Annotated in this window: 11 protein-coding genes; 7 read left to right on the top strand and 4 right to left on the bottom strand. The window is 73.7% G+C overall.

The genetic code is table 11. From position 1 onward, the window contains the following. Window positions 1–7: 7 nt before the first annotated feature. A complete protein-coding gene (locus tag HZZ00_RS08190; RefSeq protein WP_180331577.1) occupies window positions 8–874 on the bottom strand; it encodes an MHYT domain-containing protein in 867 nt (288 codons plus the stop codon). A gap of 277 nt (window positions 875–1,151) precedes the next feature. On the opposite strand from HZZ00_RS08190, the gene HZZ00_RS08185 reads away from it, so the two are divergent. From HZZ00_RS08185 to HZZ00_RS08170, 4 genes are all read left to right on the top strand, one after another. After that, entirely contained in the window at window positions 1,152–2,021 is an 870-nt protein-coding gene (locus HZZ00_RS08185; protein ID WP_180331576.1) for a glycerophosphodiester phosphodiesterase family protein, read from the top strand. Between the two features lie 45 nt (window positions 2,022–2,066). Beyond that, a complete protein-coding gene (locus tag HZZ00_RS08180) occupies window positions 2,067–2,621 on the top strand; it encodes a methylated-DNA--[protein]-cysteine S-methyltransferase (protein WP_180331575.1) in 555 nt (184 codons plus the stop codon). A gap of 154 nt (window positions 2,622–2,775) precedes the next feature. Then, window positions 2,776–3,684 carry a pseudouridine-5'-phosphate glycosidase gene (locus HZZ00_RS08175; RefSeq protein WP_180331574.1) on the top strand — a complete coding sequence of 303 codons (909 nt, stop codon included), beginning with the start codon at window positions 2,776–2,778 and terminating at the stop codon, window positions 3,682–3,684. Continuing rightward, on the top strand, window positions 3,669–4,667 hold the full coding sequence (locus HZZ00_RS08170; RefSeq protein ID WP_180331573.1) for a carbohydrate kinase family protein: 999 nt from the start codon (window positions 3,669–3,671) through the stop codon (window positions 4,665–4,667). Before HZZ00_RS08175 ends, HZZ00_RS08170 begins: the two co-directional genes overlap by 16 nt. Before the next feature lie 298 nt (window positions 4,668–4,965). Here the strand turns inward: HZZ00_RS08170 and HZZ00_RS08165 are convergent, their stop codons facing one another. Next, a complete protein-coding gene (locus HZZ00_RS08165; RefSeq protein WP_180331572.1) occupies window positions 4,966–5,760 on the bottom strand; it encodes a class I SAM-dependent methyltransferase in 795 nt (264 codons plus the stop codon). Window positions 5,761–5,962: 202 nt separating this feature from the next. Between HZZ00_RS08165 and corA the strand changes: the two genes are divergently transcribed. After that, window positions 5,963–7,090, top strand: coding sequence for a magnesium/cobalt transporter CorA (gene corA, locus HZZ00_RS08160; RefSeq protein ID WP_180331571.1), 1,128 nt, complete (start codon window positions 5,963–5,965; stop codon window positions 7,088–7,090). Between the two features lie 49 nt (window positions 7,091–7,139). Here the strand turns inward: corA and HZZ00_RS08155 are convergent, their stop codons facing one another. After that, window positions 7,140–7,772: a uridine kinase gene (locus HZZ00_RS08155; protein WP_180331570.1), complete on the bottom strand. Its 633-nt coding sequence runs from the start codon at window positions 7,770–7,772 to the stop codon at window positions 7,140–7,142. 67 nt (window positions 7,773–7,839) lie between these two features. Between HZZ00_RS08155 and HZZ00_RS08150 the strand changes: the two genes are divergently transcribed. Further along, window positions 7,840–8,586: a DUF2293 domain-containing protein gene (locus HZZ00_RS08150; protein ID WP_180331569.1), complete on the top strand. Its 747-nt coding sequence runs from the start codon at window positions 7,840–7,842 to the stop codon at window positions 8,584–8,586. 185 nt (window positions 8,587–8,771) lie between these two features. Next, a complete protein-coding gene (locus HZZ00_RS08145) occupies window positions 8,772–10,259 on the top strand; it encodes a glutamate synthase subunit beta (RefSeq protein WP_180331568.1) in 1,488 nt (495 codons plus the stop codon). A 126-nt stretch (window positions 10,260–10,385) separates the two neighbouring features. On the opposite strand, the gene HZZ00_RS08140 is transcribed toward HZZ00_RS08145, so the two are convergent. Then, a complete protein-coding gene (locus HZZ00_RS08140; protein WP_180331567.1) occupies window positions 10,386–11,195 on the bottom strand; it encodes an SAM-dependent methyltransferase in 810 nt (269 codons plus the stop codon). Window positions 11,196–11,210: the final 15 nt, after the last annotated feature.

Genomic DNA, 11,210 nt, shown 5'->3' with positions numbered 1-11,210 from the left:
GTCCCGGTCAGCGGTTCTGCGGGGTGCGGGCGCCCTGCCGCACGGGGCGGCGGACCGGGTGGTCTCCCTGGTGGGGGGCGGTGCGCGGGATCCGGGCGGCGGCCGGGACGCCCGGCCGGCGCTCGACGGGCACCGGTGCGGGGCGGCGCACCACGAGCATCGGGTCGAGGACCACGACGACGCCCACGAGGACGAGCATGACGAGCGGGCCGATCAGCATGGGCACGAGCGCGGAGGTCGTCTGGGCGTCGGCGGTGGTCTCGGCGGTGCCGTCGAGGTGGACGCTGAGGGCGGCCATCGCCGTGTAGTGCATGCCGCTGACGGCCGCCCCCATCAGGAGGCTGGCGCCGACGGTCGGCAGCAGCCCGCGGGCGCGGCCGGCGGCCCACAGGGCGGCCACGGCGGCGGCGACCCCTATGACGACGGAGACGACGACCGTGGGGATGCTGTAGACGAACTGACCGTGGAAGCGCATTCCGGCCATGCCGAGGTAGTGCATCGAGGCGACGCCCAGACCGGTGATCGTGCCGCCGGTGAACAGCGGCCCCCCGCTGGGGCCCCGGTAGCCGACGATGAAGACGCCGATGCCGACCATGACGACGGCGAGCCCGAGGCTCGCGTAGGTGACCGGCTGGTCGTAGTGGACCGGTGTCCGCTCGATGCTGAAACCCAGCATGGCGATGAAGTGCATGGTCCAGATGCCGCAGCCGAGCGCGGCGGCGCCCAGGGCCAGCCAGACGGCCCGCCGGGAGTGCGGGAGCAGCAGGGACCGGGTGATGCAGCGCAGTCCCAGGGCGCCGCCGAGGCAGGCCATCAGAAAGGCCACCAACGGGGTGACGGCCCCGTAGCCGAAACCGTCGACCGTGCCCTGCATCCGCGGCTGCCCTTCGCCCTCGTCTGTCCCGGAATTCCGGGAAATGCGCGCCGTCCCGGGACCGCTCCGGCGGCCGGGGTGTCGCAGAGAGTATGACCCGCACCGGAATGGTCGAACGACTTTCCGACAAAGAAACACGCCCTTGCCCCAGTTGTGAGGCACCGGTGAGCACGCGGGGACGTCTTCACGTGAGGTGTGGCCTTCGCGCGTCCGCGTGCCGTGGCCACGGTGCTGTCAGTCTGGTGCTGTCGGTTTTCGCTCGACGTGAGGAGTACGCATGCACGCGCGCGTGGTCGCCGCTTCGGCCGTCGCCGTCCTGGCGGCGGTGGTCCTGGTGAACCCCACCTCCGACGCCCGGGCGGGCGAAGTGCGCACGCCCCTGGTGATCGGCCACCGGGGTGCCCCCGCCTACGCCCCGGAGAACACGCTGCCCTCGATCGACGAGGCGGCCCGGGTGGGCTCCGCCTGGGTGGAGAACGACGTCCAGCGCACCAAGGACGGCGAGCTGGTGGTCGTGCACGACGACAGCCTGCAACGCACCACGGACGTGCAGAAGGTCTTCCCCGGCCGGGCGCCCTGGAAGGTGAAGGACTTCACCGCCGCGGAGATCGCCCGCCTGGACGCGGGGAGCTGGTTCTCGCCCGCCTACAAGGGCACGCGCGTACCGACACTGGACCAGTACATGCGCCGGGTCGAGCACAACCACCAGAGCCTGCTCCTGGAGGTCAAGAACCCCGAGCTGTACCCCGGCATCGAGCGGCAGATCCTGAAGACCCTCGGCAACGACGGCTGGCTGGACCGCCCGCACCTCAAGCGGCTGGTCGTGCAGAGCTTCAGCGCGGGCAGCGTACGGACCGTCCACGAGCTGAAGCCCGCGCTGACCACGGCCTACCTCGGCGCGCCCCCGGTGTCGCAGCTGAAGCAGTACGCGCGTTTCGCCGATCTGATCAATCCGTCCCACGGATCGCTGTCGAAGGCCTACGTCTCGGCGGTGCACGGCGTCCGCGGGGCGCACGGCCGGCCGCTCGGGGTGTACGCGTGGACGGTGGACGACAAGGCGACCGCGCTGAAGGTGGCGGGGTACGGCGTCGACGGGATCATCAGCAGCAAGGCCGACGTGGTCCGGGCGGCGCTGCGCGGGCGGTGAGCCGGTCGGGCGGGCGTTGTCAGTGGTGGGTCGTACCGTGGGCGCATGGACAGCCATGGGCAGGACGGGCAGCGGGTCGTGTGGACCGTCGTGGAGACGGACATCGGCCCGCTGATGCTGGCGGCGACCGCGAACGGGCTGGTCAACGTCGTCTTCCACGCCACCGAAGCCGTGCGCGGGCGGGCGCTGGAGCGGCTGGCGGCCCGGTTCGGCGGTGCGCCCGTCGCGGATCCGGACGCTCCGCCGCTGGCCGAGGCGATACGTCAGCTGCGGGCGTACTTCGCGGGTGAGCGGCAGGACTTCGAGCTGCCGCTGGACTGGTCGCTGATCTCCGGGTTCAACCGGCAGGTGCTGCGGGAGCTGGCCTCCGGTGTGCCGTACGGCAGCGTGGTGGGGTACGGCGACCTCGCCGGGCGCGTCGGGCAGCCCGGCGGGGCGCAGGCGGTCGGCGCGGCGATGGGCGCCAATCCGCTGCCGGTGGTCGTGCCGTGTCACCGGGTGGTCGAAAGCGACGGCGGGATCGGGGGCTTCGGGGGCGGTCTGGAGACCAAGCGGAAGCTGCTCGCGCTCGAAGGGGTGCTCCCGGAACCGCTGTTCTGACCGGTCGGCGCGCGGATCCGGCCGGGGTCGCCGCCTCGTTCGGCCGTCTTCGGCCACCGCGCGGACCGGCCGGGCCGCCCGGCGTTTAGCCGTGGCCGGCGCCCGCCAGGGATGAGGGAGGACGGGCAGGGACCGACGGACAGGAGGCGGGCACATGGTGCTGGTGGTGTCGGAAGAGGTCCGGGAAGCGCTCGGTTCGGGGCGGCCGGTGGTGGCCCTGGAGTCCACGATCATCGCCCATGGCCTGCCCCGCCCGCGCAACCTGCGGGTGGCCCTGGAGCTGGAGGAGGCGGTGCGCGGCGAGGGCGCGGTACCGGCGACGGTCGCCGTGCTCGACGGGCGGCCGCTGATCGGCCTGGACAAGGCGCAGCTGGAGCGGGTCGCCAACGAGGACGGCATCCGCAAGCTGGGCCACCGCGACCTGCCGCTCGCCGTGGCGGCGCGGGCCAGTGGGGCGACCACGGTGTCGGCGACCGCGCGGCTGGCCGCGCTGGCGGGCATCAGGGTCTTCGCCACGGGCGGGCTGGGCGGGGTGCACCGGGAGTGGACGGTGACCCAGGACGAGTCGGCCGACCTGGGGTTGCTGGCGCGGACCGGGATCACCGTGGTGTGCGCGGGCGTGAAGTCGATCCTGGACGTGCCCGCGACCCTGCAACGACTGGAGACGCTGGGTGTGGCCGTCGCCGGGTACGGCACCGACCGGTTCCCCGGCTTCTATCTGTCCGACTCGGGGCATCCGGTGGACTGGACGCTGCGCAGTCCGGAAGAGGTCGCCGCGGTGATGCGGGCGCAGGACGCGCTGGACGCCGCGGGGTCGGCGCTGATCGTGGCCAATCCGGTGCCGGAGGCGGACCAGCTCGACCCGGAGCTGCACGCGCGCGTGCTCGACGAGGCGCTCGCCGCCTGCGCGGAACGAGGTGTCACGGGTCAGGCGGTGACGCCGTTCCTCCTGGACCACCTGGTCCGGCACACGGACGGCGCGTCGCTGAACGCCAACCTGGCGGCGGTGCGGGGCAATGTGCGGCTGGGGGCGCGGATCGCCGTCGCGTGGGCGCGGGGGTGAACTCGGGGCGCGCGGGAGCGTTGCTGGTCGTCGGGGACGTGGTCACGGATGTGGTGGCCCGGCACCGGGGCCCGCTCGCGGCCGGCACCGACACCGCGGCGGTGATCCGCACGCTGCCGGGCGGCGCGGGCGCCAACGTGGCCTGCTGGGCGTCTCGTTCGGGCTGTCCGGACGTTCGGCTGCTGGGCCGGGTGGGCGCGGACTCGGCGGTGTGGCACGAACGCGAGCTGCTCGCGGCCGGGGTCCGTCCCCTGCTGGTGACCGATCCGCGGGCGGCGACGGGGACGGTGGTCTGCCTGGTCGACGCCGGGGCGGCGGCCGAGCGTACGTTCCTCACGGACAGCGGTGCCTCACTGCGGCTGGAGCCCGCCGACTGGTCGGACGCGTTGCTCGACGGGGTGGGCCGGTTGCATCTGTCGGGCTATCTGCTGTTCACCGAGTCGAGCCGGGCGCTCGCGCGGACCGCGCTGGCGGCGGCACGCGCACGGGGCGTCCCGGTCAGCATGGACCCGGCTTCGGCGGGCTTTCTGGCGAGGCTGGGGACCGAGCGTTTCCTCGCCTTCGCGCGGGGGCTGGACGCCCTGCTGCCCAGCCGGGACGAGGCGTGCCTGCTGACAGGGCTGCCGGAACCGGCGGACGCGGCGGCCAGATTGAGCGAGATCGTCCCGCTGGTGGTGGTCAAGGCGGGGGCGGAGGGGGCGCTGGTGGCCGGGGCGGGCGGCGCACCCGTCCGGGTCCCCGCCGTACCGGCGACCCCTCGGGACACCACGGGCGCCGGCGACGCCTTCACCGGTGCCTTCCTCGCCGCCCTCCTGGCGGGCATGGACCCGGAGGAAGCGGCGGTGCGCGGGTGCCGGGCGGGCGCGGAGGCGGTGGGCCTGGTCGGCGCCAGACCACCGCATCCAGGGCCTGTCGGCGGACCGCCGCCCTCGGGGCCCGCCGACAGGCCATCGCGGCCATCGCAACCGGAGCCCGCGGACTGACCACCACATCCTCGGCCCGCCGGCCGACCACGGACCCCGCAAGGGGTCGGCCGGCCTGGAGACGCGTCACGTGCGAGACGGTGCGGCCGGGCGGGGGCGGGTGTCACGCCTTGCGGCACGGCTGGTGGCACACATTGCGGCGCAGGGCCGGTGGCGCGCATCGCGGCATGGGTGCGGACCGGTGGCGCGCACGCGAGCCGGTTTCACGCACCGGATCACGCATCGCGGCGTGCACGTTGAGCCGGTATCACGCATCGCGGCGCGCACGCGAGCCGGTGTCACGCATCGCGGACCGGTGTCACGCCTTGCGTCCCCACGCCGAGATCATCGGTGCGGTGGTCAGGTCCATGCCGCCGGCCTCGACGTTGGCCAGGTGCTGTTCGATCTCCTCGGCGGTGGCCAGGCCCGCGTCGATGAGCCGGCCCCGGATCTGGCGGACCGTCGCGGTCTCCAGGGCGGTGCAGGCGGGCGAGGTCATGGGGAAGAAACCGTCGGCCTCGACCTCGTGGAGACCGGCCTCCCGGAGCAGCCGCGGCAGCCGGCGCCCGTAGGCGAGGTCGGCGCCGCGCTCGGCGAGCAGCTTCCTGAAACCCTGGCGCAGCCGGTTGGCGAGCCGCTGCTCGGGGCCGGACTCGTCGGGGCAGGTCAGCGGCTGGAGGGCGGGGTCGGCGTCCTCGACCAGCAGCCATCCGCCGGGCCGCAGCGCCTGGATCATGGACCGCAGCGCCCGGTCCCGGTCCGGGACGTGCACGAGCACCAGCCGGGCGTGGACCAGGTCGAAGCCCTCCCCCGGCGGCTCCTGCGCGCCCACGTCGTGGACACGGATCTCCACCGGCGGCCGGCCCGCGGGGGCGAGCCGCGAGGTGTCGATGTCGGTGGCGACGACCCGACCGGCCGGGCCCGCCTTCTCCGCGAGCCAGGACACCACGGAGGTACCGCCGGCCCCCACCTCCCAGCAGCGCCAGCCGGGCTCGATGCCGAGCGCCTCGATGTGCCGGAAGGTCGTGGGGTCGAAGAGGACGGCGAAGGCGTCGAAGCGCTCCCCCGCCTCGCGCTGCCGGTTGTCCAGAAGGTACCCGTCGGATGGTGTCATACGGCGATCATCCCGGTTGGACGGCCTGTACGGCCGGTCGGCTCCTCCTCGCGCACGGGGCCGCCCCGCGTGTCGTCCACAGGCGGGAACCAAGCGGAACGCCGCGTTCCCACAGGCTTACCCGCGCTTTGCCCTGGCCTGGCACACTCTCGGATCACGGCGCGGAAGCGTCGCACGAGGAGATCCACCCGAGGAGATCCAGATGTCCATGGCAGGAAATCTGCGGAAGGTCACGGGGCTGAGCCCGGTGGACGGCCTGCGCAAGGTCGCGCGGCTGGCCCGGCGGCGGCCGCGCGTGGACCTGAGTCATCCGGCCCGCTCCCCCCTCGGCTCCTCGGTGGTCAACTGCGTGACGTACCAGGACGGCGTGCGCGTGCCGCAGTGCACCGATCTGCTGGAATCGGTGCGGATGGTCCGCAAGACCGGCGAGGGCTTCGTCTGGCTGGGGCTGCACGAACCGACGGACCACGAGTTCGCGGGCGTCGCGGAGCTGTTCGACCTGCACCCGCTGGCGGTGGAGGACGCGGTCGAGGCCCATCAGCGGCCGAAGCTGGAGCACTACGGCAACACGCTGTTCGCGGTGTTCAAGACGGTCTGCTACGTCGAGCACGAACGGCTGACGGCGACCAGCGAGGTGGTGAACACCGGCGAGATCATGGTCTTCGTCGGCGAGGACTTCGTCATCACGGTCCGGCACGGCAGACACGGCTCGCTGGGCCCGCTGCGCGAAGAGCTGGAGGCCCACCCGCACCAGCTCTCGAAGGGCCCCGCGGCGGTGCTCCACGCCATCGCCGACCATGTGGTGGACGACTACCTCGGTGTGACGGACGCGGTGCAGGCCGACATCGACCAGGTCGAGAGCGAGGTGTTCTCGGAAGAGGGCGCGCGGCTCGATCCCGGGCGCATCTACCAGATGAAGCGCGAACTGCTTGAGCTGAAGCGAGCGGTGATGCCGCTGGCCCGCCCCGTGGAGGACCTGGCCACCCGGCCCATACGGGTCGTCGCCCCCGAGATACAGGCCTACTTCCGGGACGTGCTCGACCATCTGATCCGGGCCACGGAGCAGATAGCCGCCTTCGACGAGTTGCTCAACTCCATCCTCCAGGCGCACCTCGCGCAGGTGACGGTCGCGCAGAACGAGGACATGCGGAAGATCACGGCGTGGGCTGCCGTGATCGCCGTTCCGACCATGGTGTGCGGTGTGTACGGCATGAACTTCGACCACATGCCGGAGCTGCACTGGCGGTTCGGGTATCCGCTGGCCATGGGGGCGATGGCGCTGGCGTGCCTGGCGCTGTACCGGGGCTTCAGACGCAACGGCTGGTTCTGACCGCCGAGCCCGCCGAGGCGGCGCGACGGCCCCCTGCGGTCCGTGCGGGTCAGCCGTTCCAGGCGGGATGGCGCGGGTCGTCGGCGCGCACCACCACATCCGCCGTGCCGGCCGGGTCGGTCTCCGCCTCGTAGCGCTCGAAGGCGGGGAGCGTCCAGTGGTCGGATTCCGGAGTACGGCGGCGCAGGGCGCCCGGGGAGAGGAGGACGTGGACGGTCAGATCGAAGGGGAACCAGTGCCGCAGCAGAAGGGGGCCGTGCATCAACAGGACGCCGCCGGGCGGGAGTTGGACATAGGGGCTGCGGGTGGCGCGGTCGGTGGCCGGGTCCCACAGGTCGGGCAGGACGCGCCCGTCGCCGCCGGGGTCGAGCGGGCCGAACACCTCGCGCCACAGGGCACCGGTGTCGAACCAGCCGCCGTAGTACGACTCCGCGTCGCGCCGGCCGTGCTCCAGTCGCAGTGAGGCGGGGCGCAGAAAACCCTCGGTGCCGACGACCAGCGACGGCCGGCCGCGCACCCGCAGCGCCTGACCGACCAGCTCGGCCAGGTCTCCCGGGCGGGCGGCCGGGGCACCGTCGAAGCCGACGCGGGCCCAGGCTCCGCCGTCGGCCGTCTCCAGCCCGGCCAGCCGGTCGGCGAGCCGCTCGGCGAGCCGTTCCCAGGTGATCGCTTCGAGTCGCACGGGCCCATGATGCCGGGTGCGGTGCGGCGGCGGTGCGGAGCCCTGCCGGACGGGGAAGGAAAGGCATATGGGCCAGCCCGTAACTCCGCACTCTCCGGGCCGACTTGTCGCCGTCCAGCCACTGCGGCACAAGCGTTGTGCCGCCTGCCGGCGTGGCCCGCTGTCGCTGCTGGTGCTGGAGGACGGTGCGCCGCGCTGCCTGGACTGCGCCGATCTCGGGCATCTGGTGTTCCTGCCGCGCGGTGACACGGCGCTGACCCGCAGGTCGCGGGAGGAGAGCGCGCTGTCGGTCGTGGTGGTGCGGTTCAACCGGCGCAAGAGCCGTTACGAGCGGCAGGGCGTCCTCGTGGAGGAGGCGGCGCTGGCCCGTGCGGAGGAGCGCTGCCTGGCGGACGCGGAGGCCCGGCGCCGGCGGCGGGCGCGGGACGCGCGGCGCCGGGGGGTGGCGGACGAGCGGTTCACGGCGGCGTTCGCGGCCGAGATCCTCCGCCTGTTCCCGGGCTGCCCGGCGGAGCGGGCCCGGGCCATCGCGGCGCACGCCTCCGTACGGGGCAGCGGGCGGGTGGGGCGCAGCGCGGCCGGGCGGGCACTGTCCGAGACCGCGGTGGTGTCGGCGGTCGTGGCCGGGGTGCGGCACGTGGACACGCCGTACGACCGGCTGCTGATGGAAGGGGTGCCGCGGTACGAGGCCCGGCGCCGGATCGCCCCGGCCGTGGAGGCCGTGCTGCGGGCGTGGCGGGGAGCCGGGGAGGGCGAGGACCGGGGGTGCGGCCGCGGCCGGGCCCCGGGCGCGCGAACGTCCCTCCCCCGCTGAGGGCGGTCGGCACCGCGCCTGGTCAGGAGCGGTGCGACGGGCGCCGGCGTCCGTACTGCGGGGGCGTCGGCGCGGACGTATCGTGGCCGGAAGAGTGGCGGTATGTGCGGTATGTGCTGCCTTGTGGCGTATGGCCCGTCGTACACCCGGCGCCCCGGTGCCCGTACGCGAGGACGAGGATCATCATGGCCGATCCCAAGGGGTTCATGACCACGCCGCGTCAGGAGTGGGCGCGGCGCCCCGTCGACGAGCGGGTGCGGGACTGGGACGAGGTGTACGTTCCCGGGGCGCTGCTGCCCATCATCGGCGGGCAGGCGGACCGGTGCATGGACTGCGGGGTTCCGTTCTGCCACAACGCGTGCCCGCTGGGCAATCTCATCCCCGAGTGGAACGGCCTGGTGGCCCGGGGTGACTGGCGGGCGGCGAGCGACCGGCTGCACGCCACCAACAACTTCCCCGAGTTCACCGGGCGGTTGTGCCCGGCCCCCTGTGAGGCGGGCTGTGTGCTGGCGATCAACCAGCCTGCGGTCACCATCAAGAACGTCGAGTGCGCGATCGCCGACCGGGCCTGGGAGGAGGGGTTCGTGGCGCCGCGGCCGCCGGAGCGGCTGTCGGGGAGGACGGTCGCGGTGATCGGCTCCGGCCCCACGGGGCTCGCCGCCGCGCAGCAGCTGACGCGGGCCGGGCACACGGTCGCGGTGTACGAGAAGGACGACCGGATCGGCGGGCTGATGCGGTACGGCATCCCGGCGTTCAAGATGGAGAAGCGGCAGCTGGAGCGGCGGCTCGGGCAGATGCGGGCGGAGGGCACGCGGTTCCGTACCTCGACGGCGGTCGGACGGGACGTGGGGGCGGCGGAGCTGCGGGCGCGGTACGACGCCGTCGTCCTCGCGACGGGTGCCACGGCGTGGCGGGAACTGCCGGTGCCAGGACGGGAGTTGGCGGGGGTGCACCAGGCGATGCGCTATCTGCCGCTGGCCAACCGGGTGTGCGAGGGGGACCTCGCGGTCTCGCCGCTGTCGGCGGCCGGGCGGCATGTCGTGATCGTCGGCGGCGGGGACACCGGGGCGGACTGTCTGGGGACGGCGGTGCGGGAGGGGGCCGCGTCGGTGACCCAGCTGGACATCTACGCGCAGCCGGGCGCGGAGCGGGACGAGTACGCGGAGCCGTGGCCGACGTACCCGAAGGTCTACCGGCTGTCGCCGGCACACGAGGAGGCGGGGCATCTGCGGACGGCCCCGGCGGCCGACGCGGACGCGCGCATGTTCGCGGCGTCGACGCTCCGTTTCACCGGGGACGGAGACGGGCACGTGCGGGCGCTGGAGCTGGTGGAGGTCGACGAGCGGCGGCGGCCGTTGCCCGGCAGCGAGCGGACGATCCCGGCCGATCTGGTGCTGCTCGCGCTCGGTTTCTCCGGGCCGGACCGGGAGGACGGGCTGATCGACCAGCTGGGGCTGGCGCTGGACGAGCGGGGCACGATCGCCCGCGACGACGGGTTCGCGACCAATGTGCCCGGTGTGTTCGCCGCCGGGGACGCGGCGCGCGGGCAGTCGCTCATCGTCTGGGCCATCGCGGAGGGCCGGGCCGTGGCGGCGGCCGTCGACCGCTATCTGACCGGCACGTCGCGACTGCACGCGCCGATCTCCCCGGGGGACAAGCCGATGCGGGTGTGAGCCCCCGGACTCCCCCGGGACGAGCCGGTCGACGGGCCGGCGGACAGGCTGGTTGGAGGGGCGGGCGGACAGGCCGGTCAGGGGCGGTGGTGCGCGGGCGCACACCACCGCCCCTGCCGGGCGCCGCTACGCCTTCCGCGCCACCGCGCCGTACCCCGGGATCACTCCGTCTTCCTGCCCCGGCACGGGTTCGCCCAGCTCGGGGTGCCACTTGTGGACGACCTCGACGCCCGGGTCGACGAGGTCGAGGCCGTCGAAGAAGCGGGTGAACTCCTCCCGGGTGCGCAGGGCGAGGGTGATGCCCGCGCCCTTGAGCTTGCCGGTGGCGGTCGCGGCGTCCTTCGGGGTGAAGTCGGCCGTGGCGTGGGTCATCACCAGGTAGCTGCCGGACGGCAGTTCGGACAGCAGCCGGGCGACCAGCTCATGGGCGCCGTCCGTGTCCGGCACGAAGTGCAGCAGCGCGATCAGCGAGAGGGCCACCGGCTGCCCCAGGTCCAGGACCTCCCGGGCACCGGCGATGATCGCGTCCGGGTCGCGCACGTCGGCCTGGAGGTACTCGGTGGCGCCCTGCGGGGTGCTGCGCAGCAGGGCGGCCGCGTGGGCCAGCACGATCGGGTCGTTGTCGCAGTAGACGACCCGGCTGTCGGGCGCGACCTGCTGGGCGACCTGGTGCAGGTTGGGCTCGGTCGGTATGCCGGTGCCGATGTCGAGGAACTGCCGCACCCCCTGCTGGGCCAGCCACCTGGTGGCGCGGTGCATGAAGGCGCGGTTGACCCGGGCCATCACCGGCACGCGGGGTTCGAGGGCCAGCATCTGCCGGCCCATCTCCTCGTCGACCGGGTAGTTGTCCTTGCCGCCGAGGTACCAGTCGTACATCCGCGCGGGATGCGGCTTGCTGGTGTCGATCTCGACGGCCGTCGGGTCCTGCCCTGCCATGCGGCACTCCGTAAA

It is taken from the genome of Streptomyces sp. NEAU-sy36 (assembly GCF_013423905.1).
GTDB lineage: Bacteria > Actinomycetota > Actinomycetes > Streptomycetales > Streptomycetaceae > Streptomyces > Streptomyces misionensis.
Note: the sequence above shows the minus strand (reverse complement) of the source record. Positions and strands in the feature narration are given on the sequence as shown.

What these genes read in the sequence shown, in the direction of transcription:
- HZZ00_RS08190 (WP_180331577.1), bottom strand. Translation starts at nt 874, where the DNA reads ATGCAGGGCACGGTCGACGGTTTCGGCTACGGGGCCGTCACCCCGTTG.
- HZZ00_RS08185 (WP_180331576.1), top strand. Translation starts at nt 1,152, where the DNA reads ATGCACGCGCGCGTGGTCGCCGCTTCGGCCGTCGCCGTCCTGGCGGCG.
- HZZ00_RS08180 (WP_180331575.1), top strand. Translation starts at nt 2,067, where the DNA reads ATGGACAGCCATGGGCAGGACGGGCAGCGGGTCGTGTGGACCGTCGTG.
- HZZ00_RS08175 (WP_180331574.1), top strand. Translation starts at nt 2,776, where the DNA reads ATGGTGCTGGTGGTGTCGGAAGAGGTCCGGGAAGCGCTCGGTTCGGGG.
- HZZ00_RS08165 (WP_180331572.1), bottom strand. Translation starts at nt 5,760, where the DNA reads ATGACACCATCCGACGGGTACCTTCTGGACAACCGGCAGCGCGAGGCG.
- corA (WP_180331571.1), top strand. Translation starts at nt 5,963, where the DNA reads ATGTCCATGGCAGGAAATCTGCGGAAGGTCACGGGGCTGAGCCCGGTG.
- HZZ00_RS08150 (WP_180331569.1), top strand. Translation starts at nt 7,840, where the DNA reads ATGGGCCAGCCCGTAACTCCGCACTCTCCGGGCCGACTTGTCGCCGTC.
- HZZ00_RS08145 (WP_180331568.1), top strand. Translation starts at nt 8,772, where the DNA reads ATGGCCGATCCCAAGGGGTTCATGACCACGCCGCGTCAGGAGTGGGCG.
- HZZ00_RS08140 (WP_180331567.1), bottom strand. Translation starts at nt 11,195, where the DNA reads ATGGCAGGGCAGGACCCGACGGCCGTCGAGATCGACACCAGCAAGCCG.